The sequence below is a fragment of the Haloarcula rubra genome, from assembly GCF_019599465.1.
Taxonomy (GTDB): domain Archaea; phylum Halobacteriota; class Halobacteria; order Halobacteriales; family Haloarculaceae; genus Haloarcula; species Haloarcula rubra.
Map to the genome: position 1 here is coordinate 391,758 of NZ_RKLR01000002.1, position 26,333 is coordinate 418,090.

The window sequence follows — 26,333 nt, forward strand, 5'->3', positions numbered from 1 at the left end:
GGCCGACTGCAAAGCCACCAGCAAACCGCCCGACTCACCCCTCGCGTCGGTCCTCTGGCGTCCCCTGTGGCACGGCGTCGTCGTCGCTCCCCGGGGCGGTGTCCTCGTCGTCTTTCGGCGTCGCGTACTCCCTGACGTAGGCGAGCAACTCGTCGGGTGTGGCGTCGACGCCCTGCCGGGCGAAGAAGTTCGCGACGTTCCGGCAGTCCCGTTCGAGGAACTCGTCGGCGTTGGGGTGGTGGATGGTGACCGCCTGTCCCAAATCGATGATGTACAGTTGTCCCTCGTGGAAGACGACGTTGTACTCCGAGAGGTCCCCGTGGACCAAACCGGCGTCGTAGAGCCGTCTGACGTACTCCTTGACGACTTCGTAGGCCGTCTCCGGGTTCTCGATGTGGACTTCGTTGAGGCGTTTGGCCCGCCCCTCCTCGGTGCCGAGATACTCCATCACGAGGACGTTCCGTTCGACGGCGATGGGTTCGGGCGTCCGGACGCCCGCACGACGGGCGCGCTTGAGGTTCGAGGACTCCTTGCGGACCCACGCGGTGACGACCTTCTTCTTGTCCGAGCCGATGCCCTCGAACCGGGGGTCGCCGTCGAGGTAGCCCCGCATGTCCTTGAAGTCGGAGGCGTTGATACGGTACACCTTCACGGCCACCTCGTCGTCGCCCGAGAGCGCGGTGTAGACGTTGGCCTCCTTCCCGGTCGAGATGGGGCCGCCGAAGGCGTCGATGTGGCCGTCCTGTACCAGTTTGTACAGCGCGCCGTAGGTGGCGTCGTCGAAGACGCTGGCCTCGACCTTGAACTGGTCGGCGTCCTTGATTCGCTTCCGGAACTCGTTGAACTCGCGGTCCCGCTTCCGGGCGATGCGGTCGGCCTCGGTGTCGGAGACGTCTATCTCCTCCCACTCGTCGCCGACGCCCTCGGCCTCGTCGGTGTCGAGCAGGCCGAACTCCGCCTCGCTGTCGCTCACTGCTGAGCCTCCGTCGGCGCTGGCACGCGGTGCATCAGGGCGCTACTCCTGGATGTGTCCCTCCTCGCGGAGCTGGTCGGCGTCCTGCTTCTCGTAGCGCCACGTGATGTCGGCCTTCTCGTCCTGCCAGTCCCACGGCGAGACGAGGACGACGTCGTCCTCGCGAATCCAGATGCGCTTTTGCATCTTGCCCGGAATCCGGGCTGTGCGTTCGACGCCGTCCATACAGCGTACCTTGACGCGATTCGCACCGAGCATGTTCGTGACGACGGCGAACACCTCGTCGTCGTCCGGCATCCGCAGGTCTTTTCGGCCCTCGTTGTCGCTCATAGCAGAGTGTTCGGCCCCGGGAGGGTTAAGTTTTGTACGATTACCAGTCGCCCGGCGACACGCCCGAGTGGTAAGGCACAAGGTCCGGCCACGGTAACCGGCGTCCATGACTCTCAGGTTGCCCGCCGATGCCGACGACTGGGCGCAGGCGTGGCGCGACCGCATCAACGACCGCGAGGGCTTCGCCGAGGCGGCCGCCGACTTCGACGCGACGTTCTGCTTCGAGATTCAGACCGACGAGGTCTACGACGGCGACCCGATACGGTTTCTGGTCACTATCGGCGACGGGGCCTGCACGGACGCCCACGTCGTCGACGGCGACGCCGACTACGACTTCGCTCTGCGCGGCCCCTACGAGGCGTGGACCGCGATGTTGCAGGGCGAGTTGGACGTCTCCGAGTCCGTGATGAACGGCACCTTCGACGTGACCGGCAATACGATGACGCTCCTGCGCCGACAGGACGCCGTCGCGGAGATGGTCGGCGCAGCACAGGGCGTCGACACCGAGTTCGAGTACTGACCGACGGGCTTTTGTCCGCCGGACGGGCGAACTCGGGTATGCTCGACAAACTCGGTCTCTCCGGCGTCGCCGGCGTCGTCGTTCTGTTCGGCGGTATCGGTCTCGTCGCGTGGCAGAACCTGATTCTCGCGGCCGGTCTGGCCCTCGTCGTCGGCGGCCTCGGCCTCATCGTCTACGGCCTCGTCACGAGTCTGCTGGCCTCCTTCGGCATGGGGATGGGCGGCGGGATGCCCTAGGCGGCCCGCAGGTCGAACTCGAAGCGCGCCCCGCCGGCCTCGCTCTCGCCCGCCTCGACCGTCCAGCCGTGGGCTTCCGCGATGGTGCGGACGATGTACAACCCGAACCCCGTCCCCTCGGACGCGCCGCTCACGCCCGGTACGAACACCGACTCGCGGTCTGCGGGGTCGATGCCGGGGCCGTCGTCCTCGACGGCGAACCCGTCGTCCGTCGCCGCCAGCGTGACCGTCACGTCCGGGCCGGCGTGTTCGAGCGCGTTCCGGAACAGGTTCTCGAACAACCGCCGTATCCGGTCCGCGTCGGCCTCGACCGACAGCGACGGCGGCAGGGCGAGGACGGCGTCGCCCGTCTCGACGGTCGCCCACGCGTCGGCCGCGAGCGTGGGCAGGTCGACGGGTTCGACGTCGGCCGCGAGCATCCCCTCTCTGGACGCCGTTCGCACGTCGTCGACGATGCGCGCCATCCGCTCGTGGGCCGCACTGACGGCGCTCAGCGCCTCCGTGTCGGACTCCTGCCGCGCCAGCGCGAGGTGGCCGTCCGCGACGGCCAGCGGGTTGCGCAGGTCGTGGGCGAGGATGTCGGCGAACTCCTCCAACCGCTCGTTCTGTTTCGCGAGGTGCCAGGTCTGTTCGTACCGGTCGGTCACGTCCCGGCCGATGCCGGCGAAGCCCAGCGCCGACCCGTCGTCGTCGGTGACGAGTCGCCCGGTCAACTCGAAGCGGATGCGCCCCTCCGTGGTCTGGCCCCACGCTTCGACCGACGTCTCGCCGGTCTCGAAGATCTCGTCGAGGGCGTCTTCGACCGCCGGCCGGTCGGCCTCCTCGAAGAAGTCCATCGGCAACATGCCGTCGAGGTCGTCGTCACTCAGCCCGAAGAGGTCGTTCAACCGGCTGTTCCAGTGGCTCAACCGCCCGCTCTCGTCGTAGACGTAGAAGACGTCGTCGAGCGTGTCTAACGCGCGTTCGAGAACCTGTCCGTCCCCCACCATACGACAAGTAGACCGCAGGCGCTCTTAACACTTCTCTCTAAATCACATCCTGAGCCGTCAACGGGCCGGTATTCGTCGGCTGACGGCTCACGGGAGGGGTCGGCTGTTCCGAGGCGGACCGTCGCTCCCAACCGTGTCTCGCCGGCCACCGCGTCGCTTCGAGGGCCGTGCTTCCCGCGCCCCTCGCTACTCACGGTTCGCTCCGCTCACCGTCCGCACTCCGGACCCGTCACTTCGTTCTGGCTCTCGCTACTCCTCTACGGGTCTGTCGGCCCGGTGTTCGCTGATTATCTGGTCGACCATCTCCGCCTTCTGTGCTTGCTCCCGGTCCGCCGCCCGGTCCTCCCAGTCGGTGACGGCGGCCTCGACCTCCGCCTCGCGAGCGACGGCCAGTTCGTCTATCTCCTGCACGGTGACCATCTCGACGGGCGCCACCGGGACGTCGTGGTCGAACAACACCTCGTCGGCGGCGTCCGAGAGGTTACCGTCCCGCAGGACGACGCGGGGGTCGACTTCGGCGAGTCGCTCCGCCGTCGACCGCCCCGCGCCGGAGGCGTCACGGAGCATGACGACGTCGCCGGCCACGAGGCCGAACTGGTCGTCGGCGGCCTCGATGGCGTCCCGAGTGAACTGCTCGACGACTTTCACCGGGACCAGTCCGGCCCGTTCGTCGGCGACGTCGGCGAAGTTCGAGTGGTCGAGTTTCCACAGCGACTTCAGGCGGTCGAGTTTGTCGGCCAGTTCCTCGCGTTTGGCCCGTTCGTCCTCGACTTTCCGTTCGAGGGCCTCGTTGCGCCGTTCGAGTCTGGTGACCTCGCGGTCCTTGCGGACCTCCCGGCGGCCCTCCTGTCTGGCCTTCTCCAGTTGCTCGTCCTTCTCGCGTAACTGCTCGTCTTTGTGCTGGATGGTGTCTTTCAGGTCGTCGACGTGGGATTCGAGGCGGTCGATGCGGGCCTCCAGCCGTTTTATCTCCTTCTCCTCGTCGCTCAACTCGCGGGGCTGGTGGCTCGACGACTCGTCGTCGCTCTCGTCGTCGCCCTCGATGTCCCGCAACACCGACTCGACGGACTCGTCGCCGGCGACGACGCGGGCGACGACCGGCCCGACCTCGTGCTGTGGGGGGACCTTCCCGGCCACGCGCTCGAACTGGCTCTCGTGGTGGTCGAAGGCGTACAGCGCCGCCGCCATCGCGTCGCGTTCGTGGTCGTTGTCGTAGGCCTCCTCGCGGGTCCGATGTTTCTTCTCGTCGACGGGCAAATCCCGCTCCGGTTCCCACCCGGCGGCGTCGAACGACCGCCGGAACTTCTCGACCGTCTCGGGCATCGGCGTCACGTCGGCGGCGACGACGACCGGCCGCCCGCGTTCGATTATCCACTCGATTACGTCGGCCCGGTCGTTGGTCCGCGAGGAGTAGACGTCGAGCACCTCGCCGTCGAGGCCGACGATGGCGACGGCGGTGGTCGTCCCGGGGTCGACGCCGACGACGACGTGGTCCCGGCGTTTGGCCAGCGGCCGGAACTCGATGCCGTCCCGGCGGACCCGCTCTATCTCGATGCGGGTGTCGCCCGAGCGGTGCGTGGAGACGGGGATGTCCTGTGGCCGGGCCTGCACGCGGAAGACGGCGCTGGAGAACCCCCCGTACTTCTCGGTGACGTCGCGTTCGTACGCCAGCCCTGCCCCGTCGAGTTCGGACTCGACGTCGCGGGCCTGCTTCTTGACGGCGCCGTGGATGCGTCGGGTGTAGCGGTCCTCCGACCAGCCGCCCTTTCCGGTCGAGCGCCCCCGCGAGACCTTCACCTCGGTGGTGTCGGTGAAGGCCGACACCTCCTGTCCGACGTTCGCGGCGGCGAGTCGGGCCGCGGCCTCCGCTTCCTTCATGGGCTTCTTCCCGTACGGCACGCCGTGGCGCTTGGCGACCCGCGAGAGCGGTTCCGGGCGCTCGTCGCCGGTCACCTGCACGAGTTTCGTCTCGTCGGGGAGCGAGCCCAGAAAGTGGACCAACTGGTCCTTGTCGGCCGCCAGTTCGTACATGTTGTCCGTCGCGAGGATGTCCGGCTCCACGTCGTCGACGAGCCGCCGGAGCTTCCGTCGGGAGACCACGTCCCGCTCTATCTCTTCGCCGTCGAACACCACCAGCGCGTAGGAGGGGGCGTCACCGCGCACGTCGCCGCTCTGGATGTCCACCCCGAAGACGACGGCGTCGAGCGCTGCCGTGCGATTCACGCACTCCGCTAGGTGGCGCGTGACTATAAATCTCGTTCCGGCGGGCGGGCTCCGACCGCCGGCGCGTTACTCGCCGTCGTGGGCATCGGCGCTCCCGAAGTCGGCGGCCTCGACCAGTCGCGCGAACGCCGCCCGTTCGCGCTCCTCTATCGTCTGCTGGGCCGACTCGTCGCGCATCCGCGCCTTCAGTTCCCGGAGCGCCCCGTGGTCGACGGCGGCCACCTCGTCGGCGACCGCTCGCGGGTCGTCGACGACGCGCGAGACCAGCCCCATCCGGAGTGCGGCCTCGGCGTCGACGGTGCGGCCCGACAGGGCGAGGTCCAGCGCCTCGCCCTCGCCGACGATTCGTGGGAGTCGCCCCGTCCCGCCCCACGCGCCGAACAGGCCGAGTTCGACGCCCGTCTCCGCGAACGTCGCGTCGGGGGTCGCCACGCGAATGTCACAGGCCAGCGCCAGCTCGACGCCGCCGCCGCGGGCCGCCCCGTCGACGCCGGCGACGACAGCGCCGTCGTACTGTTCGATGGCGGTGGCGACTCGCTGGCCCAGCGCGGCGAACTCGGCGGCGTCGTCGCCGTCGAGCGACTGGACGACGTCGAGGTCGGCCCCGGCACAGAACGCGTCGCCGGCGCCGTGGAGGTAGACGACTGCTTCGGTCGCTGCCTCGACGGCCGTCTCGAGGTCTCGGAGCGCCTCGCGGTCGAGCGCGTTGCGTCGCGCCGGCCGGTCGAGGGTCACCACGCGTACGTCGCCGTCGGCCGTCGTCCGGACCATGCGCAGTCTGACTCCGCTGTTTCCAAAGGTCTTTGCCCTTGCCGCCGCTAGGTCGCACCAATGGAGGAAGTGGCGGCGGTCCGCCAAGCCGCGCTGGCGGCGGTCGACGACGTCGAGCCCGAACGTCTCCGCGAACGCATCACGGCACGCCTCGACGACGCCTCGCTCTCGCCAGGCGTGCTGACGCTGGTCAGCGCCAGCGCTGCCCGGGAGCACCCGGCAGACCCCTCTGACGGCGACGCCGACCGCGCCGCGGGCGTGCAACTCATCTACGAGGGACTCCGGCTCACCCGCCAACTCGCCCACGAGGACCCGTGGACGGACGGCGACCGCGACGCCGCCGACCTCGACATCCTCATCGCCGACATCCTCGTCTCGCGTGGGTTCTACCTGCTCGCTCGCACGGAGGCCGCCGACGCCGCCGTGCAGGTCGTCCGCTCGTTCGGCCACGACCAGACGGTCCAGCGGACCACCGGCGACGAGAGCCTCGACGCCGAACTGGAGGTCGACATCTGCGAACTCGCCGTCGTCGCCGGCGTCACCGCCGGCGGCGTCCACCCCACGCCGACGCTCCGGGAGTTCGCGACCGGCCTCGGGAGCGACGGCCTGCCCGAGAACGGCCACCTCGTCGGCGAGGACGTCACGGACGCGCTGACGGCCCACACCCGGACCGACCACCCCCAGAGCGACGGGACCGAGGCCGCCGCCGACCACTGAGAACAATCGCCACGCCGGCACCGAATCGAAACGCCTAAAGACAATTGCCGGGTACATCGAACTGCGCCTGGGTAGCTTAGCGGTAAAGCGCGTCCTTGGTAAGGACGAGACCCCGGATTCAAATTCCGGCCTAGGCTTCTCCCGACCACACTTCTGCGAGGCGCTCCGTCGCCGAGCGACCGCTGTGGTCGGGGACCCCGGCAGCGGGATTCGAACCGAGAGATGCCGCAGCGCGAACGGAGTGAGGGGCCGTCTTCGCGTCGCCGAAATCTCGGCCGAGACGTCGCCTGCCGCCCTGTCTCACTCCCGCTCTGGTTCGTTGGCCAGCGCCCGGTCGCGCAACTCCTCGCACTTCTTCCCCTTCACGGTCAACTCGGGCACCGGGACCGGTGTGCCGTCCTCGACGGCGACGAAGGTGGCGTAGGCGCTGGTGGTCTCCTCCGTCTCCCCGGTCCGTGGTTCCTCCCGGGACACCTCGATGCGGACACGCACGCTCGTCCGACCGGTCGCGTAGGCGTACGACTCGACGAGCGCGGTGTCGCCGATGGGGATGGGACGCTCGAAGTCGACGCGGGACATCTGGGCCGTGACGCACGTCTCCTCGGCGGCGCGCATCGCGGACATGGCGCCGATTTCGTCCATCCACTTCATCACGATGCCCCCGTGGGCGCTCTCGTAGTTGTTGGCGTGGGTCGGCTGGACGCGCTCCCGGTTCACGATGTGGGTATCGGCGATGTTGGGCATGGAGCGGGATACAGCGCCCGCGGGTAAAAACGGGTCGTCGGGCTACTGCTGGGGACCGACTTCTTCGAAGGGCTGGACGACGACGAAGCCGTCGGGGTTCGTAAACTCCAGTTGGTACTGCTCGCCGGAGGACTGGCCGACCATGTCCGAGAGGCTCCGGTTGACGCTGCTGGAGGGGGAGTTGTCGGCGCTCCAGGCGACGGTCGCCGCCGGGTCCGTTTTGACCGGCGGGGTGAGAACGAGCGGGTCGCCGTGGGTCGTGATGGCGACGCTCCCGGGGCCTTCGAGGAAGACGTTCGTCAGGCCGCCGGTCGACGACCCGGCGAGGCTCCCGATGGTGGAGATGCTGTAGTCGACGCTCGACTCGAAGGCCAACACGTCGTTCCCGTTGACGGAGATGGACTCGCCCTCGTTCAGGTCCATTATCTGTATCTCCTTGGCCTGGTCGGCGACGTAGAGGTGGCCGGTCCCTTCGACCTCCATCACTGGGGTCCCCTCGCTGGTCGCTTTCGACTTGACGAAGCCGGTCAGGCCGCCCTCGGCGTTCGACTTCCCGGTGAAGGTGAGGTCGCCGTCGTAGGCGACCATCGCGCCGGCTTTCGTCAGGACGGTCCCGTCGACGGCGACGTCGAGGAGTTTGTCGTTCTCTAGCTGGAAGGTGTCGCCGCCCTCGTCCGGTCGGTTCGCGCTGATGAATTTGTCGACGTCCATGGTATCGGGGCCGAGTGCTCGGCCACGAGCACCGGTTCGACGCGGGGCGTTGAAACCCTTCTCCCGCCGACCGTCGTCGGTTACCGTTCGGCGGCCGAGAGAGACGCCACCAGCGGGCGTCAGAACGGGAGCGGGAACGGCACCGACCCACGCGAGTACCCCTCGACGCGGCCGTCGGGGCGGTAGCGGAAGACGACGAGGGGTTCGTACCCGACGCTCGGCTTCTCGGCGTGGACTCGTCGCCACTCGTCGTCGTGGAACGAGGTGCAGTCGACGACCAGAACGGCCCCGGGGTGTGCGGCCAGTTGGTCGCGTGTCTTCGCGTCGCCAGAGGCTTTCAGCGCCCCGATGGCGGTGTCGACCTGTCGGCGGGTCGGCGGCCGGGGCCGGGTCACCTCGACGAGGGTGTCCTCGACGCGGAAGTCGACGGAGTGGCCCGACCCGAGTTCTATCTCGGGTTCGATGGCGTTGCCCGAGTCGACGAGCAGTTTCGCGGTGTTGAACTCCCCCATCGTCGCCTGCATCCGCGAGAGGTCGAACCCCTCGCTGGTGCCGAGTTTACTGGCCATCGTGTAGCGGTACTCGTCTAAGACGCCGGTCGCGAGAAAGTCGTCGTAGAACTGCAGTCCCTCGGACTGACTGGCGTCGGGAAAGCCGCCGGCGTGGTCGCGGAAGAACGTGCGGGTCGACTCCCGGCCGTCCTTCGAGAGGAAGACGGGGAGGAAGAAGTGCGCGACCGCCTCGTACTCGGTGAGCCACGGGTCCTCGACCTCTAACTGGGCGAGCAGTTCGCGCTGGGCCCACTCGGAGATGGGGTCGGGCGCCTCGTCGAACGTGCGTTTGTTCGTCCGCCAGAGCGTCTCCGGCGTCTGTGTGTTGCCCAGCCAGTAGGCCTCGGTCCCGTTCCAGCAGAACAGGGCTAGGTCGCCGTTGTCCATCTCTAGCCGGCGGGCGGCCCACCCCTCGGGCGGGGCGAACCACGGGCCGTTCAGTTCGGCGCCGAAGGTGTTCTGCAGCGGAGAGAGGAGGTCACGCCGGACGCGGTCCTCGCTCCAGCGCTCGGTCGAGTAGCGAAATCGAAGTGGGCCAGCCACGGCCGTCAGTAGTCGGTCGGTGGTCTTGTGCGTTCCGCATCCCGGCGTCGGATGGGCCGGAACGGCAGCGAACGGCGTCGAGAGCGCCCGAGCGGCCACTATCTGAACGACCGTTACATTGATACGTACTAACATGCAAGTTCGAGTGTGGTAACGTATGTCTATGGGAGCGTATGACGACGACGAACACGAACGCCGTGAGCGCAAGAACAACGAGGTCGACCTGTCGGAGGACGACGACCGCACAGCGTATCACGGGACCGTCGACTACGACAGCGGGGAGTCCACCGAAGAACTGCTGGACCAGTTCAAGCAGATCAACTCCGAGTAACGCCGGCCCTTCTCGACCGGACCTGTAGCAACGTCACCGACACGGCTGTGACCACCGTGACGGCCGCGACGTGTGCCAGCAGCGCCGCCAGCAACACCGGCTGGTTCAGGACGAACGGCACGAGCACGAGCTGGAGGACGCCGAACCCCCACGTCTCCAGGTCGGCCCGCTGGAAGACCCGTGCCGTCTCCGGGTCGAACCGGAAGCGCAGCGACCGCCAGAGGCCGGTGACGCTGGCCCACCACCCCGTGCCGATGCGGTAGCTCACGTCCCAGAGGATGAGCAGCGTCAGGTACACCACCAGTACCGGGGGGTCCTCGCCGAACAGCGTCGTCACCAGCGGCATCTCTCTGGTCTGTGGGTCGAAGACGAACAGGTGGGTCAGCATCGCGATGTACGCGAGCACCGACAGCACCACCTCCATGTTCGAGGAGAACAGCAGCGCCCGGTAGGTGGGCGGGACGTCGATGCGGCGGATGAGCGTGCTGATGCGCAGCATCTCGACGCTCCCGATGGTGGCGACGAAGACGACGGCCGTCGCCGCGATGGCGGCGTTCCAGACGTCGTAGTACCACGATAGCCCGACGACGGCCACCTCGAAGACGACCAGTTGGATGGCCAGTGCCGCCCACGTCGGCAGCCGAATCCCCGGAAGCGCACCGACGATGCTCTCGTACACCCACGTCTCGCCGTACTCGGGGTGCGGACTCTCACCGCTCATTCGGACTCACCGCCCTCAGAGCGGGACGCCGGCGAGTTTCGTGTCCGCGACTCGCTGCCGTCTGGCGGTCGGTCCGACGAGGGCCGCTGCCCATCGGCCCGCCCGCCGCCGTCGGCGACGGCGGGCACGCGCCGGGTCCCTCTGGTGCCGTCGAGCGCCCGGCCGACGGCCTCGTCGAACGGTGTCAGCGTCACCGGGACGGCCTGCTGGATGCTGTCGTCGCTCGCCACCACGGGCGTCTTCAGGCCACGGATGAGCGGCTTGGCGACCGTCGAGGGGACGTCGGTCACCAGTCCGATGGACAGCGCCGACAGCCGCGGACTCAGTATCGGTATCGGGACGATGCGTGGCTCCGCGTCGTGCATCACCTCGCCGGTGCGGCGGAGTATCTCGGCGTAGGTCATCACCTCGGGGCCGCCGATTTCGTACGTCTCGCCCGCCGTCGACGGGGTCTCGAGGACGCCGACGAGGTACTCGACCACGTCCTCGATGGCGATGGGGTGACAGTCCGTGCGGACCCACTGCGGCGTCAACATCAGCGGGAGCCGTGCGTTCAGTTCCCGGATGAGACGGAAACTCGCGCTCCCGGTGCCGATGACGATGGCGGCCCGGAGCGCGGTCAGGTCGTACGCACCGTCGGCGAGGAGGTACTCGACTTCGCGCCGGGACCGGAGGTGCTCCGAGCGAATCTCCTCGTCCTCGCCGAGGCCGCCCAGATAGACGACCCGGTCGACGCCGGCGTCGTCGGCCGCGGCCCGGAAGTTTCTGGCCGCCCGACGGTCACGCTCGGCGTAGTCGTCTCCGGCCCGCATCGAGTGGACGAGGTAGTAGGCGGCGTCGACGCCGTCCAGTGCGGCCTCGAAACTGCCCGGTTCCAGCAGGTCGCCCGTCGCCACGTCGACGCCGTCGGGCGGGTCGTACGTCGACGGGTCCCTGACGAGGGCGCGGACGTCGTGGCCGGCGGCGCGGAGTGCGGGGACGAGGTGGCTCCCCACGAACCCCGTCGCGCCGGTCACCAGCACGTGCATGCTCCACTCACAGCACGGCAAGGGGTTAAAATGCATCCCTGTCGTGCGAACGGGTCACGCGGACGGGTCGGTGCCCCGGTGTCCGGTCACCACCCGGGCGTCGGCGGCGCGCCGTCGTCGTCCTCGACGTCCCGCGCTACTCCGGGGTCCGGCGCTCGCTCGCCGAGTCCGTCGGCCGCCTCGGCCCACCGGTCGATGGCCCGGCCGGCCCACGAGTCGGCGGCCAGCACCGTCTCCAGCGTCTGCTCGTACCGTTCGTCGTTGACGACGAGCGTCCCCGGACTCGACGCGGTGGCGACGGCGACGAACTCCGCGCGGTCCGCGGCGGTGAGGGCGTCGTCGCGGAACCGCTCGACGGCGCCCGAGACGCGGTCGGGTTCCGGGTGGGCGAACACGCGCTCACCCACCGCGCCCGGACCGAACAGCGGCGTCACGTCCGGTGGGTCGTCGTCGAGCAAGCGGCGGCCCCCGTGGACGGACTCGACGCGTTCACACTCCGTCTCGGTCTCCAAGAGGAGGTTCTCCCCGGGATAGGTACTGCACGCGTGGGGGTAGTGCTCACTGTCGTGGATGCGACACTGGAGCGTCGTCGGGTCCAGGAACGCGCAGGTCCGGAGCCACGTCGGCGGCCGGTCGAACGGCGCGACGGGCTTCGGCGGCTTGCGCAATCCGACGAAGAAGACGGGGCGGCCGTCGATGGCGGCCACGTCGACGCCGGAGAGCGTGACGCTCCGGTCGTCGTCCTCGGCCCGCCAGAGGCGCGGGCGCAGGGCGTCGCCGTACCCCGCGTCGACGAACCCGCGAACCTCCTCGCGGGAGAGGGGGACGAGGTTGTACGTGTCGTCGAGCGGCTCGAACGGCCCGCGCCGCTCGTGGTCGATGTCTCGGCCGGTGAGCGGGCGCCAGTCGATGCAACACCCCGCGCACCCTTCGCAGTCGACCTCCATACCGTGTGCTTCGGTGTCGTGTGGCAAAAAGAAAAGGCCCTTATCGCCGTCCTCGCTAGAGAACCTATGGCATCACAGCCCTGTGACGGCTGTGGCGAGAGCGTCTCGATAGGTGGCGGTATCGCCAACATCTGGACACAGGAGAGCAGACCGACCGAGGGTATCGTCCTCGAACTCGGCGACGGCACCGAACACTTCCTCTGTTACGACTGTATCGACAGGCTTCCCGACGACGCCGAGGTGACTGCCGAGGACGTGGCGGCGCTCTCCGAGGAGTCGTGAATCGCCGTCGCTCGCTGTCGCTCGTTGTCGTCGTCGGCGCGACGCTGCCGCTCTGGACGTAGTGTTCGATAAAACGCGTCAGACGTGGTCGCTAACGCGACCGGAAATCTGCGTTAGTTGCGGACGACGTTCGTCGCGCGGGGGCCCTTGTCGGCCTGTTCGATGTCGAATTCGATCTCCTCGCCTTCCTCAAGGTCCGGGCCGCCGACGTCTTCCATGTGGAAGAAAACGTCCTCGTCCGCGTCCTCAGTCGAGATGAAACCGTAACCGCCTGTGTCGTTGAAGAAATCAACCTTACCGTTTGCCATTGCAAACAAACATACAGGGGGTATATGTATAAGGCTTCCGAGGGTACCACTCACACGACCGTCAGGGTGTGAACACGCCTCACGCCGTCGATGGGGCGGGACCCGTCGCCCGACGCTGCCGGCACCTGACAGGAAAGGTTTACCCCCACCGGTGCGTTGCCTTCTCGCGTGTACCCGGCGCGGATTCACGACGAGTTCCCCGCTCCGAGCTACCGCGGTAACCAGAAGGAGGGCCTCTCGGACGTCCGTGCGGCCTTCGAGAGCGGGAAAGACGTCGTCCTCGTGCGCGCGCCGACGGGAAGCGGCAAGTCGCTGCTCGCCCGCGCCATCGCGGGGTGTGCCCGCACCGCGGGGGAAGCGAGCGCCGAACAGGTCGTCGACGCCTACTACACGACGCCGCAGGTGTCGCAACTCGACGACGTGGCCGAGGACGCCCTCCTAGAGGACCTCTGTGTCATCCGCGGGAAGAACAACTACGACTGCATCCTCCCCGGCGAGACGGACACGCCGGTCAATCAGGCCCCCTGCGTGCGCGAACGGGAGTTCGACTGTCAGGTGAAACACCGCTGTCCGTACTTCTCGGACCGCGCCATCGCCTCGAACCGCCGCATCGCCGCCATGACGCTCGCGTACTTCATGCAGACGGCCGGTAGCGACGTGTTCGGCAAACGGGACGTGGTGGTCGTCGACGAGGCCCACGGCCTCGGCGAGTGGGCGGAGATGTACGCCACCATCGACCTCTCGCCGTCGACTATCCCGATGTGGTCGGACCTCGACGTGCCGGACCTCGACGGCCTCGACGAGGCCGTTTCCTTCGCCGAGCGCCTCGAACACGTCACCGAACGCCGCGTGAAGGAACTGCGGGGCAACGCCGAACTCACCCCCGACGAGGTGGCCGAACGCGACTCGCTGAACAAACTCCGGAGCGACCTCTCGTGGTTCCAGGAGGACTACCGCGACCCGGAGAGCGCGACGACGTGGGTGGTCGATCAGGCCGACGGCGAGGGATCGCCGGTCACCATCAAGCCGATGAACCCCGAGCGGTACCTGAAACACACCGTCTGGGACCGGGGCAACAAGTTCGCCCTCCTCTCGGCGACGATTCTGAACAAGGACGCCTTCTGTGCCAACGTCGGCCTCGACCCGTCGGACGTCGCTCTCGTCGAGGTGGGCCACACCTTCCCCGTCGAGAACCGCCCGCTGTACGACGTCACGCAGGGGAAGATGACCTACGACCACCGCGACGACACGCTCCCGAAGGTCGCCCGGCAGATCGTCCGCATCATGGCCCGACATCCCGACGAGAAGGGACTGATACACTGTCACTCCTACGCGATTCAGGAGCAGTTGGACGACCTGCTGACCGACTTCGGCGTCGGCCCGCGGGTCCGAAGCCACGACAAGGAAGACCGGGACGGTGCGCTGGCGGCCTGGAAGCGCAGCGACAACCCCGACGTGTTCCTCTCGGTGAAGATGGAGGAGGCACTCGACCTGGAGGGCGAGTTGTGTCGCTGGCAGGTCCTCTGTAAGGCCCCCTACCCGAACACGCGGGACTCGCGGGTCGCCCGGCGACTGGAGGACGGCCAGTGGGGCTGGTACTACCGGACGGCACTCAGAACGGTGATTCAGGCCTGCGGACGCGTCGTGCGGGCACCCGACGACTACGGCGCGACGTACCTCGCCGACACGTCGTTACTGGACCTGTTCGAACGCGCCCGTCACGACATGCCCGACTGGTTCGACGAACAGGTGGTGCGGATGTCCGAACCGGACCTGCCCGACTTCGCGCCGGACCGGGCGCTCTCGGGCGTCAGTGCGAGCGCGAAACGCCGGCACGACCGCTCTCGCTCGCGGTCGGGCGGCGGCAGTCACCCCCTCTCGGACGTGTGGGACTAGAAGAACGCGAACGCGAGTCCGTAGACGACGGCCGACCCGACCATCAGGAAGGCCAGAAAGACCGCCATCACCTGTTGTCTGTCCATGCACGCCGTTCGGCTGACGGCTAATTAGGCGTTACGACGGGCCACGGACGCGGGCATACTGTTAAGACGACCCTACCGTACAATCAGGCATGCGTCTCGCACTCATCGGGGTCGGTCAGGCTGGTGGCAAGGTCACGGACGCCTTTCTGGAGTACGCCGACCGGACGGACAGCGATATCGTCGTCGACGCGCTGGCGGTCAACACCGCCAAAGCGGACCTGCTGGGCCTCCAGCGGGTCCCGGTCGGCAACCGCCTACTCATCGGCACCGACCGCGTGAAGGGCCACGGCGTCGGCGCCGACAACGAACTGGGCGCCGAAATCGCGCAGGCCGACAGCGAGGAGGTGCTGGACGCCGTCGCCGACGTCCCGACCCACGAGGTGGACGCCTTCATGCTCGTCGCCGGCCTCGGCGGCGGCACCGGGTCCGGCGTCGCGCCGTACCTCGCGAAGGAACTCGGCCGGCGGTACGAGGAACCGGTGTACGGGCTGGGACTGCTCCCAGCGAAGGACGAGGGCGGCATCTACATGCTCAACGCCGCCCGGTCGTTCATGACGTTCGTCCGCGAGGTGGACAACCTCGTCGTCTACGACAACGAGACGATGAGCGGTGCCGGAGACAGTCTCGCCAGCGGGTTCGCACGGGCCAACGAGCAACTCGCCCGCCGCTTCGGCGTCCTCCTCGCCGCCGGCGAGACAGACGGCCGGGTGGTCCCCGAACAGGTGGTCGACGCCAGCGAGATCATCAACACGCTCGCCTGTGGCGGGGTCTCCTCGTTCGGCTACGCGGCCTCGCCCGTCGAGCGCAAGCGGGGGTTCTTCGGCGGGAAGAAGGCCGCCGACCCCTCCGACGCGACGCCACGCATCCTCTCGACGGTCCGGCAGGCCACGCTGGGTCGCCTCTCGCTGCCCTGCGAGATAACGAGCGCCGAGCGCGCACTCGTCGTCGTCGCCGGGCCGCCGGAACTGCTGAGCCGGCAGGGCGTCGAGAAGGCCCGCAACTGGCTGGAGGAGGCGACGGGGACGATGGAGGTCCGGGGCGGGGACTTCCCGGTCCCGGATGCCGACGAGGTGGCCGCCGCGGTGGTCCTCTCGGGGGTCAGCGACGTCCCGCGCGTCAAGGAACTGCAGGGCATCGCCATCGAGACCCAGCAGTCGATGCGCGAGTTGAGCGATCGCTCGGAGACGAAGCTCGCGGACCTGCTGTCGGCGCCCGAGGGCGACCTCGAACCGCTGTTCTAACCCCGCATCTCCTCCGGATACCGGACCTCGGCCCACCAGTCGGCGTCGTCGTAGCGCAGGAGCCACGTCCCGCTGTACTCGGACACTTCGACGGCCACGTCGTCGTGGTCGCGGAACCGCTCGACGAGCGCCGTGAACGCTTCCGAGGGCGGGTCCTCGGACTCGGCCTCGCCGTTCTTGGCGTCGTCGAGGATGGCCCGCTGGTCGGCGGGCAGGGCGCCGAACGAGAACCGGAAGCGCTCGCGTGCGATGCTGGCCAGTCCGGTCTCGTCTTCGGCCAGCAATTCGGCGCGGTACCGGTAGTCGGCGACCTCGACGTCACGGCTCTCGGGGACGGCGATGCCGAACGTCTCGCCGTCGCGCGTGACACCGTCGTACTCGGGTTCGGGGACGACGACGGAGTCGGCGGCCTCGGCGTCCGTGTAGTGCACGCTGACGCCGAACGTCGCCCCAGAGTCCCGTCCGGTGTCGGGGTTCAGCAGGTGTCCGATTCTTTCTCTGTCGACCCTCGGCAAGTCGGTGAACGCGACGGTGTTCTCGGGGGCAGGGTCCGGGTCGAACGTCGCCTCGACGTTGTACCGCGTCTCGGTGCGAACGTCGGTCTCCTCGTAGCTGACGTCGTAGTACGACCCCTCGTACTCGATGGGGTCGCTCGGTTCGAACGGCGGGTGCGTGTCGGTCACCGTCGCGCGGTCGGCGTCGCCTTCGATTGCGCCGACGGTGAGGTCACGGTACGAGTCGGGGAGATCGGCAGCGGGGAAAGCCCACTGCGCGGCGAGCGTGGTGTCCTCGCTCACGTCCGTCAGGCGGATGGACCCACGGGGGTCCGAACAGCCAGCGAGGGGGAGGGTCGCGCCGACGGCGACGGCGGCGAGGAACTGGCGGCGTCGCATACCGACACCTGTCGGACGGTTGGTGAATAGTTTGTGGTCGGTTACTCGACCCGGGCGTCGACGACGACGTGGGCGACCCCCTCGCTGTACCCCTTCACGCGCCGGGTGTCCAGAATCTCGACCGAGCGACCGGCGTCGTTCGCCGCCGCTTCCAACCGCTCGAGAGGGCGCTCGAAGACCAGCGCCTCGGGCGTCGCCTCGTGCATGTGGACGACGCCGCCGGCGGCCAGCGCTTCGAGTGCGCTGTCGAGGTACTCGTATGCGTCGTAGTACCCCATCATCACGCGGTCGGCGCGGGCCTCCCTCGCGAACTCCGGCACGACGTCCCGGCAATCTGCCCGGTAGGGCTGGACGTTCCCGTCGACGCCGTTTCGCATCACGTTCTCGACCAGATAGCGGAAGGCCGTCGGGTTGCGCTCGACGGCGGTGACGTTCGCGCCCGCGCGGGCCATCGGGAGCGTGAAGTAGCCGATGCCCGCGAACATGTCGAGGACGCGCTCACCGGCCGAAACCACGTCGCCCATCCGCGCCCGCTCGGCCTTGTTCCCCGGCGAGAACATGACGTCGGCGAGGTCCAGTCCGTACTGGGTGCCGTGTTCGGTGTGGACCGTCTCGGTGTCGCCCTCGCCGGCGACGACGGTGACGTCGGGTTCGCGGTGGTCGCCGGCGATGCCGCCCCGGTCCAGCACCGTGTCGGCCTCGCCGTGCAGGGCGAGCAACGCCTGTCCGACCTCTTCGGGACGGGGGGCGTCGCCCACGTCGACGAGGACGACGCTTCCGACGACGGCCCACGAGGACGGTGCAGCGTCGAGTTCGTCGTCGGTCCAGCCACGGTCCCGGAGGTGATCGTCGAGCGTCCGCAGGCGTGGCTCGCCGACCTGCTGGACGACGTCGCGCACCCCGACCGACCGTGGCGGTGCCGTCACCGGGACGGCGACGCTGTCCGTGTCCCACGAGCGGACGCTCCGGTCCGGGTCGTAGACGCCCTCGTCGGTCAGCGCGTCGACGACGGTCTGGGCCCGCGGTTTCGCCACGACGACGGCGAGACGCTGGCCGCGGTCGGCGTCGTCTTCAGCCATCGTCGCCGGTCCCGTTCTCGGGCAGGACGTGCAGGCCGGCGGCGCTCTTGAACACCGTCAGTTCGTCGGCGTCGGTGTCCAGATAGTCCGGGCGCGGAATCGTCACGCTCTCGAAGGTGTCGGGGTCCAGCACCTGCACGGCGTTCTCGTCCTCGACGGCGACGAGCGTCGTCGTCTGGCCGTCCTCGCGAAAGCCCAGTCGCTCGCCGTCGGGGGCCTCCCCCGCCTCGAAACTGGCCTCGTAGTGCTCGCCCGTCGCCAGTCGAACCCCTTTCAGGTTCCCCTGTACGGAGCGCACGAGGACCGGGCCGTCGCCGTCCTCGGGGTCGATTATCTCGCCCTGCTGGTAGCGGGGGAGGCGGACGGCGTAGGTCATCCGGTAGAGCTTCTGGCCGTCCTCGTCCTCGGTGATGAGGCGCTTCGAATCGGAGTACGAGCCACCCAACTGGGCGGTGATGCGTTTCGCGATGCCCAGCCCCATCTGGTTCGTCGAAATCTTCATGTTCAGCCCCTCCGGGACCTCCTTCTTCTCGGTGATGAACGCGTTGCGGTCCCCGGTATCCTCTCGGGTGGCGATGTACTCTTCGGCGATGGTCTTCGCGCGCTCGACTTCCTCGTCTGTCGGGTCCCGTTCGTCGGCCCGCACCTGCACGACGCTGGCGAACGAGCCACCCGCTATCTTCCCGCAGCGCTCGCAGGTCTGCCGGGAGATGCTGACGGGGACGACGACTTCCTCGGTGACTGGCGTCTCGCGGACGACGCCGGAGAACTCGGCGTGCATCCGGATGTTGTTCTGGTCGACCTGTTCGGGGGCGACCTGCCACGCGATAGACTGGGCGTCGACGTGGACGCCCAGCGCCTCGCTGACCTGTTCGACGGCGACGTCGGTGTAGTCCTCGGCGCCGACGTCGACCCAGCGGTTCCCCTTGTGGACCGCGCCACACTGCGAGCAGACGCGGACCTGTATCTCCTCGGGCGCGTCCACGAGGTCGAACTCGTCGAAGTAGCAGGCGTCACACAGCACGCGCTCGGAGTCCCGCTGAGCGCCCGGGAGGTCGGGGCGGTCCTCGGGTGGCTCCGCCATCTCGTCGCCACAGCGCGGGCAGAAAGCTCCAGACCGACTCATTGTCTCCGGATACTGGACTCGGGCGGTTACGTATTGCGTTCCGCTCTGGCGGGACGTCGGCTTACTCCCCGAGCAGACTCGGCGCCGGAACGTCGGCGTCGGCGGCCTCGCGCCACGAGTGTGTCGGCTCCCACGCCAGCAGCCCTTGCGCCTTCGCCGTCGAGAGCGCCGACTGGTCGCCGTCGAGTTCGCACTCGGCCGGGAGTTCGCCCCAGAACTCCTCGACGAGGTCGGCGGTCGGCCGGCCGACGTAGTTGTCGGCGGCGGCCGCGTGGAACGCCTCGTGGCCTCCGAGGTCGGCCTCCAGTGCCGCGGCGACGAGCGAGGCCACGTCCCGCACGTCGACGTACGACCAGCAGTTGCCCGCCCCGCCGGCGAGGTCTCCCTCGGCGACGTCGCGGCAGGTGTACTCGCCGGGATACTGAATCCACGAGGGGCGAATCGAGGCCACGTCGACGCCGTCGCGCCGGACGACCATCTTCGCTATCTCCTCGCCGGCCACCTTCGACGTGCCGTAGGGGTCCTCGGGAGCCATCGGGTGGTCCTCGTCGATGGGGAGGTACGCGGGCAGCGGCGTCTCCTCGGCGAACGCGAGGCCGTAGGCGCTCTCGGAGGAGGCCCACACCACGTCGGCACCGACCCGTCCGGCGGCGTCCAGCACGTTGTACGCGCCGGAGACGTTGGTGTCGAAGACGCGCGTCCCGGCGTGCCGTTCGGGGGCCGGAATCGCCGCCCAGTGGACGACGGCTTCGGGGGCGTACTCCGCGAGGAGGTCACGGACCTCCGCCCCGTCGGTGACGTCGACGGCTTTGAACTCGACGTGGTCGCGTTCGGGCACTTCCCAGCCCGGGTGGTCCAGGTCGACGCAGACGACGTGGTACTCGCCCGCGAGGTGGTCACATATCCAGCGCCCGGAGCGGCCGCGGCCGCCGGTGACGACGACTGTCTCGGTCATAGCCGTCGTTACGGCCGCTCGCACAAATGCGTAGGGACACCGGCACACGGCGTCGTCTCGCCGCCGTGTGCCAGCAGGACACACGATAGCGGGGTTTTAGACCGTCCATCGCATACCTCCGGGTATGCAGTGGCAAACCGACTGGGGACTCCGCGGTCGGATGGCCTTGACGATGTTCCTGCTGTTCGGGCTGTACATCGTCTTCATCGGCCTCCTCAGTCTGTACTTCACGAACTTCGCCGCCATCGTGCTGGTGATGGCGCTGTTCATGGGCGCGCAGTTCTTCTTCAGCGACAAACTGGCGCTGTACTCGATGGGCGCCCGCGAGGTCGACCCCGACGAGTACCCCGAACTCCACCGGATGGTCGACCGCCTCTCCCAGCAGGCCGACCTGCCCAAGCCGAAGGTCGCCGTCGCGGACTCGCGCACCCCCAACGCCTTCGCGACCGGTCGGTCCCAGAAGAACGCGGCCGTCTGCGTGACAACCGGCCTCATGCGCATGCTCGACGACGAGGAACTGGAGGGCGTCGTCGCCCACGAACTCGCGCACGTCAAGAACCGCGACGTGATGGTGATGACCATCGCCTCGTTCCTCTCGACCATCGCCTTCCTCATCGTCCGCTGGGGGTGGCTCTTCGCCGGCGGCCGCGACCGCGGCGGCCAGCAACAGGCCCCGGTCTTCGTCGCCATCCTCGCCTCGCTCGTGGTGTGGATAGTGTCGTTCCTCCTGATTCGGGCGCTCAGCCGCTACCGGGAGTTCGCCGCCGACCGCGGCGGGGCGTCCATCACCGGCAAGCCCTCGGCGCTGGCGACGGCGCTGATGAAGATAGACAGCGGGATGGAGAAGGTGCCGGAAGACGACCTGCGCGGCCAGTCGGAGATGAACGCGTTCTTCATCGTCCCCATCCGCATCGGCTGGATCGGCCGCCTGTTCAGCACCCACCCCCAGACCGAGAAGCGCATCGACCGCCTCCGGGACATGGAACGCGAACTAGAGGGTCGCTGAGGAACCGGCGTCGTCGCTCTCGCCGTGGTGGTCACGACTCTCTACAGCCAGAAAGCCCAGTGGAACGTCCGGCTGGTGGGACCGAAAGGGGCCAGTCGCTCGGCGTTCGAGACGAAGTAAGCACCGTGCGGAGCGAGGCGCGCAGCGAGTCGCAGTAGCCGAGCGACTGGGGGCTTTCTGGCCGTTCCCGTCGACTCACGACGCTGCTAGCACGAAAACCGCCTTATCCCCGGCCGACCACGTACGGGTATGGGACTGTTGGACGGACTCAAGAGCGTCCTCGGCGTGAAGGCCGAGGCCGACGCCACCCGCGACGCCGACCCGGAGGACCTCTTCGGGATGTCGACGGCCTACGTGACGATGGAGGCCGACCTCGGCTACGAACCCACCGGCGACGCCGCTCTCTGTTTCGGCGACGTGGACAGCACGGACTTCCAGGACGCCAAAGACGAGGTGGAGACCATCCTCGAAGCCGGGGAGGCCGAGACGGGCACCGTCGCGGAGTTCACCGAGGACGGCCACGGCTACCAGTGGGTCGTCCTCCACGACGACGACTTCGAGGACCTCGTCACCTCTATCCACTTCGCCGCCGACACGCTCATCGAACGACGCTACGGGTCGCGGCTGTTGGCCGCGCTCTTCGGCTTCGAGGACGGGCGGACCGGCGACCCCGTCTACTGGGTGTACTCCTTCCGCCGTGGGGCGTACTACCCGTTCGCCCCGGGCCCAGACCGGGACCACGAGCGCAACACGACGGCGGAGTTCAAGTTAGAGAGCAACCTCGACGGCGAACTCACCGTCGAAGGGGACAAGGAGTTCTGGTACCCGCTGTGGCCCGACCGTTCCGGGGACCACCCGTGGGAGTAGTGCGTGGCTGACACCCCTGCCGTCTACGACCACTACCGACCGAGCGGGACCGACTACCCCGACGGCGTCTACCGCGTCGTCGGCACCGACGCCGACGGCGTGACGCTCCTCCGGGTCGGCGACGCGGACGGCCGGCGGCGGCACACGGGCGAGGTAGTGACCGTCCCGACCGCCGCCCTCTCGGGGTTCGAGGCGGCCGAGAACCCGGACGGAAATCGGTCGCGGCAGGCCGTCGTCCGCTCGTCGCTCGACGGCCTCTACTGGTCGGCCCGCGCCTTCGTCCAGACGCTCGCGGAACGCCCGCTCCTGTCGACGGCCGCGCTCGCGCTCTTGCTCGCCGGCGAGTTCGGATCGGACGCGCTCTCGCTGTCCGGGCTGCAGGCCGGCGCACTCATCGTCGTCGGTGGTCTCGCGCTGGTCTACATCGGGAGCGGGCGTCTCTGACACCGACGCCGCCGCGTCGCTATCGGTCGGCCGCCCCCTTCCCTTCTAAACGTCCCGATACCGCTCTTCCTTGTCCCGTCGCCGTCCCTCTGTTTCACTTTCACCGCGCTGTTAACGGAGGTTTATATGCCACCGGGCAGAACTCGTATCTATGTCCGCAAGCGAGGACCTCGAAGACCTGCCGGGCGTCGGTCCGGCCACAGCAGAGAAACTCAAAGAGAACGGCTTCGACTCCTATCAGGGAATCGCCGTCGCCTCCCCCGGCGAACTGTCGAACACGGCCGACATCGGCGAGTCGTCGGCCGCCGACATCATCAACGCCGCCCGCGACGCCGCCGACATCGGCGGGTTCGAGACCGGCGCGACGGTCCTCGAACGCCGCGAGCAGATCGGGAAGCTCACGTGGGGCGTCGACGAGGTAGACGACCTGCTGGGCGGCGGCGTCGAGACCCAGTCCATCACCGAGGTGTACGGCGAGTTCGGGGCCGGCAAGTCGCAGGTGACCCACCAGCTATCGGTCAACGTCCAACTCCCCGCCGAACACGGCGGGCTGGAGGGTAGCGCCATCTTCATCGACTCGGAGGACACGTTCCGCCCCGAGCGTATCGAACAGATGGTCAAGGGCCAGACCGACGAGGTGCTGGAAGACACGATGGTCCTCCACGGCGTCGCCGAGGAGGGCGAGGCCGACGCCACCGACGAGGCGATGCTCGACGCCCTCGTCGAGTCGGTCCTCGACAAGATTCACGTCGCGAAGGCGTTCAACTCCAACCACCAGATTCTGCTCGCCGAGAAGGCCCAGGAGATAGCCAGCGAGACCCAAGACGAGGAGTTCCCGGTCCGCTTGCTCGCCGTCGACTCGCTCACTGCACACTTCCGCGCGGAGTACGTCGGCCGCGGTGAACTCGCCGAACGCCAGCAGAAACTCAACAAGCACCTCCACGACCTGATGCGGGTCGGCGACCTGAACAACACCGCCGTCGTCGTCACGAATCAGGTCGCCTCCAACCCCGACTCGTTCTTCGGGGACCCGACCCAGCCAATCGGCGGGAACATCCTCGGCCACACCTCCACCTTCCGCATCTATCTCCGGAAGTCCAAGGGCGACAAGCGTATCGTCAAACTCGTCGACGCGCCGAACCTGCCCGACGGCGAGGGCGTCATGCGCGTCGAGGAAGGCGGCCTGATGAACGAGTAGGCCGCCAGCCCGGTTCGGCCTCGCAGTCCCCTTTTCGCGTTCGGTACCGACCAGCGCCGCGACCACCGACCGAGGCGGGGCGAGCGTGTGAGACGTCCCCGAGACCCGAACCCCCTCGTTTCACCTCGAACCCGCTCCCGTCGGGCGTCTGTCGGGCGTCAGACGCACCGGAGTGAAAGTGAATCAGGTGACGACGAATCGCCAGAGGGCTGTACATCTCCTGTCGAAACGAGGGGGTTGTGGGAGAAAACCACACGACGACGGCCCGATTCCACCCGTGACCGAGGGCTACGTCGTCGTCTGGAGATTCTGGTACGTCCACTCGGGATGGTCGGCCGTCCGAGAACGCGGTCGTCGGTGCTCGGTGGGGAGGCGCGGGGAGGTCAGTCGCCGGCCGACTTCGTGCCGGTGTCTTCGAGGTCCTCGCCGCCGACCGAGGAGCGCAGGGCGTCCATCCCGTCGTCGCGGTCGACGCCGAAGTTGTCGGCGTACAGGTCCTGCACGCGCTGGAACTCCTCGTCGCTGAGCGGCGGCGTGTCGGGGGCGGCGGCCCACTCGTCGATGTCGTCGGTGGTGCGGAACGTCGGCGTCACGGAGGCGACCTCGTCGTGGGCGAGGAGCCACTGGATGGCGGCCTGTCCCATCGTTCGCTCGCCGTCCCGTTCGAGGAACCGGATGGACTCGACCTTCTCCCACCCGGTCTCGTACCACTCGGTCGGGCGGTGCGCGCGGTGGTCGCCCTCGCCCAGTTCCGTCTCGGGCGTGACCTGCTCGTTCAACAGGCCCGAGGAGTGGGGGACGCGCGCGACGATGGAGGTGTCGGCGTCCCGTTCCCGGATAGTGTCGACGAAGTGCCGGCCGGGCGTCTGCTCGAAGAGGTTGAACACGGTCTGGAGGACGTCGAACTCCTCGGCGACGGCGGCGTCGCCTTCGGCCAGCCACCCGATGGAGGGGCCGAGCGCCCAGCCGATGGCCTCGACTTTCCCCTCCTCGCGGAGTTCGTCGAGCGTCTCTAAGACGTCTTCGTCCACTTCGTCGACGTTGGCGTTGTGGAGCATCAGCACCTCGACGTGGTCCATGTCCAGCCGGTCGAGCGAGCGGTCCAGCGCGGTGCGAACCCACTCTGGCGTGACCTTCTTCGGCAGTTCGCCGTGGCCGGCCTGCGGGTTGTTGTAGAAGTCGTAGCCCACCTTCGTGGAGACGGTCACTTCGTCCCGGACCTCGGCCAGCGCCTCGCCGACGAGTTCCTCGCTGTCGCCGTGGCCGTACACGTCGCCGGTGTCGACGAACGTGACGCCGCTGTCGACGGCGTGTTGGACCATCTCGACGGCGTCCTCGCGCGTGCGGTCGCCCCACCAGTCCGTGCCGACGACCCACGCGCCGAACCCGACTTCCGAGACCTCGACGCCCGAATTCCCGAGGGTATCGTACTTCATAGTACCGTGTTGGGCGTCTCCGCACTTATCCGTCGTGGTTCACCAGCGACGCCCGCGTCAGCCGTCTATCGAGCGCGTCCGAATCCGCAACTCCGGCGTGGCCACCGCCTCGAGCACCTCGACGGCGCCGTACTCCCGGCGGACCCACCACGCGAGCGCCGCCGTCCCGACGACGAGCAAGGGGAGCGCGACGAGGCCGCCCTCGATGCCGAACGACCCGCCGGTCACGAGCGCCGGGCCGGTCGACTCGGTCCCGAGGAGTGCGGCGCCGGTGTCGAGGCCGCTGACCGGGAAGTTCCACAGCGAGAGGGTGTAGTTCCACGCGACGTGGAAGCCACAGGCGATGGCGAGTCGGCCCGTGAGGACGTAGCACGCGCCGAGCAGGACGCCGTACAGGGTGATGTTCGCGGTACTGAGCAGCGAGGCGCTCGGGTTGGCGAAGTGGAGTATGCCGAACAGCGCGCCCGTGGCCACGGTGGCGACGACCACCGAGCGCCACTTCCCGAGCGTGCCGGCCAGTCCCTCTGCGAGGTTCGTCAGGAGGTACCCGCGGACGAGAATCTCCTCGGTTGAGGCCTGTACCAGAAAGAACGGGGCGAGCAGGGCGAGTCGGACCAGCGCCCCGGTCGACCCGAACGCGAACGTGTCGCTGGGACTGGTCGGCAGGACGCCCGTGACGGTGGTGAACCCGACGGCGACCTGTCCGACGAGTGCGAGCGTCGGCAGTCCGAACCCGAGTGCGAGGCCGAACCCGGCGTCGCGCCACCACTGGCGGTCCGGCGCGAGGCCGTAGTCCGCGAGCGTCCGTCGGTCGAGGAGGTAGCCGACGCCGAGACCACCGACCGACAGCACGAGGAAGCCCCACGTCTGCTCGGCGATGGCGTAGAGGGCCGGCGTGAACCCTGTCGCGCGCTCCGGGGCGGGAACAACCCCGAAGAGGGCACTGAAGACGATGACGACGAATCCGGCGGTGAAGGCCCAGACGACGAGGCGCCACGGCGTGCGCAACCGTCGCTCCGCGGGGTTGACGAGGTAGCCCCGTACCTCCATGATGAAGTCCGACCTGACCATGCCGGGGTGTCGGCCGGCGTCGGTTTATACTGTTGGCTCCCGGACCGGGCGACGACGTGGTGGTGACACCGGTGTCACCGGCTATCGGACACGTAACGGAAACCCATATC

General features: G+C 68.3%; 29 protein-coding genes and 1 tRNA gene. 12 read left to right on the forward strand and 18 right to left on the reverse strand.

The window, feature by feature from the left end; all coding sequences use genetic code 11:
• Positions 1-34: 34 nt before the first annotated feature.
• Together rio1 and eif1A are read right to left on the reverse strand one after the other, a co-directional pair.
• Entirely contained in the window at positions 35-973 is a 939-nt protein-coding gene (gene rio1, locus EGH21_RS06640) for a serine/threonine-protein kinase Rio1 (RefSeq protein WP_220617690.1), read from the reverse strand.
• 42 nt (positions 974-1,015) lie between these two features.
• Positions 1,016-1,303 (reverse strand): translation initiation factor eIF-1A, encoded by a 288-nt coding sequence (gene eif1A, locus EGH21_RS06645; RefSeq protein ID WP_220617691.1) that lies wholly within the window; start codon positions 1,301-1,303, stop codon positions 1,016-1,018.
• Between the two features lie 106 nt (positions 1,304-1,409).
• On the opposite strand from eif1A, the gene EGH21_RS06650 reads away from it, so the two are divergent.
• Together EGH21_RS06650 and EGH21_RS06655 are read left to right on the forward strand one after the other, a co-directional pair.
• Positions 1,410-1,823: an SCP2 sterol-binding domain-containing protein gene (locus EGH21_RS06650; protein WP_220617692.1), complete on the forward strand. Its 414-nt coding sequence runs from the start codon at positions 1,410-1,412 to the stop codon at positions 1,821-1,823.
• Between the two features lie 38 nt (positions 1,824-1,861).
• Complete coding sequence (locus EGH21_RS06655) at positions 1,862-2,059, forward strand: DUF7470 family protein (RefSeq protein WP_220617693.1); 198 nt, start codon at positions 1,862-1,864, stop codon at positions 2,057-2,059.
• Here EGH21_RS06655 and EGH21_RS06660 read toward each other — a convergent pair.
• The 3 genes from EGH21_RS06660 to EGH21_RS06670 all read right to left on the reverse strand — a co-directional run bounded on the left by EGH21_RS06660 (position 2,056) and on the right by EGH21_RS06670 (position 6,042).
• Positions 2,056-3,048, reverse strand: coding sequence for a sensor histidine kinase (locus EGH21_RS06660; RefSeq protein ID WP_220617694.1), 993 nt, complete (start codon positions 3,046-3,048; stop codon positions 2,056-2,058). The genes EGH21_RS06655 and EGH21_RS06660 overlap by 4 nt on opposite strands.
• Before the next feature lie 249 nt (positions 3,049-3,297).
• A complete protein-coding gene (locus EGH21_RS06665; RefSeq protein ID WP_220617695.1) occupies positions 3,298-5,271 on the reverse strand; it encodes a DUF460 domain-containing protein in 1,974 nt (657 codons plus the stop codon).
• Positions 5,272-5,337: 66 nt separating this feature from the next.
• Entirely contained in the window at positions 5,338-6,042 is a 705-nt protein-coding gene (locus EGH21_RS06670; RefSeq protein WP_220617696.1) for an enoyl-CoA hydratase/isomerase family protein, read from the reverse strand.
• A 60-nt stretch (positions 6,043-6,102) separates the two neighbouring features.
• On the opposite strand from EGH21_RS06670, the gene EGH21_RS06675 reads away from it, so the two are divergent.
• Together EGH21_RS06675 and EGH21_RS06680 are read left to right on the forward strand one after the other, a co-directional pair.
• Positions 6,103-6,759, forward strand: coding sequence for a DUF7114 family protein (locus EGH21_RS06675; protein ID WP_220617697.1), 657 nt, complete (start codon positions 6,103-6,105; stop codon positions 6,757-6,759).
• 65 nt (positions 6,760-6,824) lie between these two features.
• A tRNA-Thr gene (locus EGH21_RS06680) sits at positions 6,825-6,896 on the forward strand.
• 163 nt (positions 6,897-7,059) lie between these two features.
• Here EGH21_RS06680 and EGH21_RS06685 read toward each other — a convergent pair.
• From EGH21_RS06685 to EGH21_RS06695, 3 genes are all read right to left on the reverse strand, one after another.
• Complete coding sequence (locus tag EGH21_RS06685; protein WP_220617698.1) at positions 7,060-7,503, reverse strand: acyl-CoA thioesterase; 444 nt, start codon at positions 7,501-7,503, stop codon at positions 7,060-7,062.
• Positions 7,504-7,545: 42 nt separating this feature from the next.
• Positions 7,546-8,214 (reverse strand): AIM24 family protein, encoded by a 669-nt coding sequence (locus tag EGH21_RS06690; protein WP_220617699.1) that lies wholly within the window; start codon positions 8,212-8,214, stop codon positions 7,546-7,548.
• Positions 8,215-8,333: 119 nt separating this feature from the next.
• Complete coding sequence (locus tag EGH21_RS06695; protein WP_220618004.1) at positions 8,334-9,308, reverse strand: DUF5784 family protein; 975 nt, start codon at positions 9,306-9,308, stop codon at positions 8,334-8,336.
• A gap of 157 nt (positions 9,309-9,465) precedes the next feature.
• Between EGH21_RS06695 and EGH21_RS06700 the strand changes: the two genes are divergently transcribed.
• Entirely contained in the window at positions 9,466-9,639 is a 174-nt protein-coding gene (locus EGH21_RS06700; RefSeq protein WP_220617700.1) for a DUF5786 family protein, read from the forward strand.
• Here EGH21_RS06700 and EGH21_RS06705 read toward each other — a convergent pair.
• The 3 genes from EGH21_RS06705 to EGH21_RS06715 all read right to left on the reverse strand — a co-directional run bounded on the left by EGH21_RS06705 (position 9,626) and on the right by EGH21_RS06715 (position 12,335).
• Positions 9,626-10,360, reverse strand: coding sequence for a DUF7530 family protein (locus EGH21_RS06705; RefSeq protein ID WP_220617701.1), 735 nt, complete (start codon positions 10,358-10,360; stop codon positions 9,626-9,628). The genes EGH21_RS06700 and EGH21_RS06705 overlap by 14 nt on opposite strands.
• On the reverse strand, positions 10,357-11,388 hold the full coding sequence (locus tag EGH21_RS06710) for an NAD(P)H-binding protein (RefSeq protein WP_220617702.1): 1,032 nt from the start codon (positions 11,386-11,388) through the stop codon (positions 10,357-10,359). The genes EGH21_RS06705 and EGH21_RS06710 overlap by 4 nt, the downstream gene beginning before the upstream one ends.
• Before the next feature lie 86 nt (positions 11,389-11,474).
• Complete coding sequence (locus EGH21_RS06715; RefSeq protein WP_220617703.1) at positions 11,475-12,335, reverse strand: YkgJ family cysteine cluster protein; 861 nt, start codon at positions 12,333-12,335, stop codon at positions 11,475-11,477.
• 66 nt (positions 12,336-12,401) lie between these two features.
• On the opposite strand from EGH21_RS06715, the gene EGH21_RS06720 reads away from it, so the two are divergent.
• The gene (locus EGH21_RS06720; protein WP_220617704.1) at positions 12,402-12,617 is read left to right on the forward strand and encodes a DUF7561 family protein; all 216 of its coding nucleotides are present in this window, start codon (positions 12,402-12,404) and stop codon (positions 12,615-12,617) included.
• Positions 12,618-12,730: 113 nt separating this feature from the next.
• Here EGH21_RS06720 and EGH21_RS06725 read toward each other — a convergent pair whose 3' ends face one another.
• Positions 12,731-12,925 carry a cold-shock protein gene (locus EGH21_RS06725; RefSeq protein WP_166967680.1) on the reverse strand — a complete coding sequence of 65 codons (195 nt, stop codon included), beginning with the start codon at positions 12,923-12,925 and terminating at the stop codon, positions 12,731-12,733.
• A gap of 168 nt (positions 12,926-13,093) precedes the next feature.
• On the opposite strand from EGH21_RS06725, the gene EGH21_RS06730 reads away from it, so the two are divergent.
• Both EGH21_RS06730 and EGH21_RS06735 read left to right on the forward strand, forming a co-directional pair.
• Positions 13,094-14,821: a helicase C-terminal domain-containing protein gene (locus EGH21_RS06730; RefSeq protein WP_220617705.1), complete on the forward strand. Its 1,728-nt coding sequence runs from the start codon at positions 13,094-13,096 to the stop codon at positions 14,819-14,821.
• 175 nt (positions 14,822-14,996) lie between these two features.
• Positions 14,997-16,148, forward strand: a complete 1,152-nt coding sequence (locus tag EGH21_RS06735) for a tubulin/FtsZ family protein (RefSeq protein WP_220617706.1) — start codon at positions 14,997-14,999, stop codon at positions 16,146-16,148.
• Here the strand turns inward: EGH21_RS06735 and EGH21_RS06740 are convergent.
• The 4 genes from EGH21_RS06740 to EGH21_RS06755 form a co-directional block, all read right to left on the reverse strand.
• Positions 16,145-17,041 carry a hypothetical protein gene (locus tag EGH21_RS06740; RefSeq protein WP_220617707.1) on the reverse strand — a complete coding sequence of 299 codons (897 nt, stop codon included), beginning with the start codon at positions 17,039-17,041 and terminating at the stop codon, positions 16,145-16,147. The two genes, EGH21_RS06735 and EGH21_RS06740, sit on opposite strands and share 4 nt — an antisense overlap.
• A gap of 41 nt (positions 17,042-17,082) precedes the next feature.
• The gene (locus tag EGH21_RS06745) at positions 17,083-18,120 is read right to left on the reverse strand and encodes a class I SAM-dependent methyltransferase (protein ID WP_220617708.1); all 1,038 of its coding nucleotides are present in this window, start codon (positions 18,118-18,120) and stop codon (positions 17,083-17,085) included.
• Positions 18,113-19,246: a 60S ribosomal export protein NMD3 gene (locus tag EGH21_RS06750; protein ID WP_220617709.1), complete on the reverse strand. Its 1,134-nt coding sequence runs from the start codon at positions 19,244-19,246 to the stop codon at positions 18,113-18,115. Before EGH21_RS06750 ends, EGH21_RS06745 begins: the two co-directional genes overlap by 8 nt.
• A gap of 61 nt (positions 19,247-19,307) precedes the next feature.
• Complete coding sequence (locus EGH21_RS06755; protein WP_220617710.1) at positions 19,308-20,201, reverse strand: NAD-dependent epimerase/dehydratase family protein; 894 nt, start codon at positions 20,199-20,201, stop codon at positions 19,308-19,310.
• A gap of 124 nt (positions 20,202-20,325) precedes the next feature.
• Between EGH21_RS06755 and htpX the strand changes: the two genes are divergently transcribed.
• From htpX to radA, 4 genes are all read left to right on the forward strand, one after another.
• The gene (htpX, locus tag EGH21_RS06760) at positions 20,326-21,207 is read left to right on the forward strand and encodes a zinc metalloprotease HtpX (protein WP_220617711.1); all 882 of its coding nucleotides are present in this window, start codon (positions 20,326-20,328) and stop codon (positions 21,205-21,207) included.
• A gap of 249 nt (positions 21,208-21,456) precedes the next feature.
• Positions 21,457-22,074: a PspA-associated protein PspAB gene (pspAB, locus tag EGH21_RS06765; protein ID WP_220617712.1), complete on the forward strand. Its 618-nt coding sequence runs from the start codon at positions 21,457-21,459 to the stop codon at positions 22,072-22,074.
• A gap of 3 nt (positions 22,075-22,077) precedes the next feature.
• Complete coding sequence (locus tag EGH21_RS06770; protein ID WP_220617713.1) at positions 22,078-22,518, forward strand: hypothetical protein; 441 nt, start codon at positions 22,078-22,080, stop codon at positions 22,516-22,518.
• 151 nt (positions 22,519-22,669) lie between these two features.
• Positions 22,670-23,716: a DNA repair and recombination protein RadA gene (gene radA / locus EGH21_RS06775; protein ID WP_220617714.1), complete on the forward strand. Its 1,047-nt coding sequence runs from the start codon at positions 22,670-22,672 to the stop codon at positions 23,714-23,716.
• 383 nt (positions 23,717-24,099) lie between these two features.
• On the opposite strand, the gene EGH21_RS06780 is transcribed toward radA, so the two are convergent.
• Both EGH21_RS06780 and EGH21_RS06785 read right to left on the reverse strand, forming a co-directional pair.
• Positions 24,100-25,152 carry an aldo/keto reductase gene (locus EGH21_RS06780; RefSeq protein WP_220617715.1) on the reverse strand — a complete coding sequence of 351 codons (1,053 nt, stop codon included), beginning with the start codon at positions 25,150-25,152 and terminating at the stop codon, positions 24,100-24,102.
• Positions 25,153-25,209: 57 nt separating this feature from the next.
• A complete protein-coding gene (locus EGH21_RS06785) occupies positions 25,210-26,223 on the reverse strand; it encodes a CPBP family intramembrane glutamic endopeptidase (RefSeq protein ID WP_220617716.1) in 1,014 nt (337 codons plus the stop codon).
• Positions 26,224-26,333: the final 110 nt, after the last annotated feature.

What these genes read in the sequence shown, in the direction of transcription:
- eif1A (WP_220617691.1), bottom strand. Translation starts at nt 1,303, where the DNA reads ATGAGCGACAACGAGGGCCGAAAAGACCTGCGGATGCCGGACGACGAC.
- EGH21_RS06650 (WP_220617692.1), top strand. Translation starts at nt 1,410, where the DNA reads ATGACTCTCAGGTTGCCCGCCGATGCCGACGACTGGGCGCAGGCGTGG.
- EGH21_RS06655 (WP_220617693.1), top strand. Translation starts at nt 1,862, where the DNA reads ATGCTCGACAAACTCGGTCTCTCCGGCGTCGCCGGCGTCGTCGTTCTG.
- EGH21_RS06660 (WP_220617694.1), bottom strand. Translation starts at nt 3,048, where the DNA reads ATGGTGGGGGACGGACAGGTTCTCGAACGCGCGTTAGACACGCTCGAC.
- EGH21_RS06670 (WP_220617696.1), bottom strand. Translation starts at nt 6,042, where the DNA reads ATGGTCCGGACGACGGCCGACGGCGACGTACGCGTGGTGACCCTCGAC.
- EGH21_RS06675 (WP_220617697.1), top strand. Translation starts at nt 6,103, where the DNA reads ATGGAGGAAGTGGCGGCGGTCCGCCAAGCCGCGCTGGCGGCGGTCGAC.
- EGH21_RS06685 (WP_220617698.1), bottom strand. Translation starts at nt 7,503, where the DNA reads ATGCCCAACATCGCCGATACCCACATCGTGAACCGGGAGCGCGTCCAG.
- EGH21_RS06690 (WP_220617699.1), bottom strand. Translation starts at nt 8,214, where the DNA reads ATGGACGTCGACAAATTCATCAGCGCGAACCGACCGGACGAGGGCGGC.
- EGH21_RS06700 (WP_220617700.1), top strand. Translation starts at nt 9,466, where the DNA reads ATGTCTATGGGAGCGTATGACGACGACGAACACGAACGCCGTGAGCGC.
- EGH21_RS06705 (WP_220617701.1), bottom strand. Translation starts at nt 10,360, where the DNA reads ATGAGCGGTGAGAGTCCGCACCCCGAGTACGGCGAGACGTGGGTGTAC.
- EGH21_RS06710 (WP_220617702.1), bottom strand. Translation starts at nt 11,388, where the DNA reads ATGCACGTGCTGGTGACCGGCGCGACGGGGTTCGTGGGGAGCCACCTC.
- EGH21_RS06715 (WP_220617703.1), bottom strand. Translation starts at nt 12,335, where the DNA reads ATGGAGGTCGACTGCGAAGGGTGCGCGGGGTGTTGCATCGACTGGCGC.
- EGH21_RS06720 (WP_220617704.1), top strand. Translation starts at nt 12,402, where the DNA reads ATGGCATCACAGCCCTGTGACGGCTGTGGCGAGAGCGTCTCGATAGGT.
- EGH21_RS06725 (WP_166967680.1), bottom strand. Translation starts at nt 12,925, where the DNA reads ATGGCAAACGGTAAGGTTGATTTCTTCAACGACACAGGCGGTTACGGT.
- EGH21_RS06735 (WP_220617706.1), top strand. Translation starts at nt 14,997, where the DNA reads ATGCGTCTCGCACTCATCGGGGTCGGTCAGGCTGGTGGCAAGGTCACG.
- EGH21_RS06740 (WP_220617707.1), bottom strand. Translation starts at nt 17,041, where the DNA reads ATGCGACGCCGCCAGTTCCTCGCCGCCGTCGCCGTCGGCGCGACCCTC.
- EGH21_RS06745 (WP_220617708.1), bottom strand. Translation starts at nt 18,120, where the DNA reads ATGGCTGAAGACGACGCCGACCGCGGCCAGCGTCTCGCCGTCGTCGTG.
- EGH21_RS06750 (WP_220617709.1), bottom strand. Translation starts at nt 19,246, where the DNA reads ATGAGTCGGTCTGGAGCTTTCTGCCCGCGCTGTGGCGACGAGATGGCG.
- EGH21_RS06755 (WP_220617710.1), bottom strand. Translation starts at nt 20,201, where the DNA reads ATGACCGAGACAGTCGTCGTCACCGGCGGCCGCGGCCGCTCCGGGCGC.
- htpX (WP_220617711.1), top strand. Translation starts at nt 20,326, where the DNA reads ATGCAGTGGCAAACCGACTGGGGACTCCGCGGTCGGATGGCCTTGACG.
- pspAB (WP_220617712.1), top strand. Translation starts at nt 21,457, where the DNA reads ATGGGACTGTTGGACGGACTCAAGAGCGTCCTCGGCGTGAAGGCCGAG.
- radA (WP_220617714.1), top strand. Translation starts at nt 22,670, where the DNA reads ATGTCCGCAAGCGAGGACCTCGAAGACCTGCCGGGCGTCGGTCCGGCC.
- EGH21_RS06780 (WP_220617715.1), bottom strand. Translation starts at nt 25,152, where the DNA reads ATGAAGTACGATACCCTCGGGAATTCGGGCGTCGAGGTCTCGGAAGTC.
- EGH21_RS06785 (WP_220617716.1), bottom strand. Translation starts at nt 26,223, where the DNA reads ATGGTCAGGTCGGACTTCATCATGGAGGTACGGGGCTACCTCGTCAAC.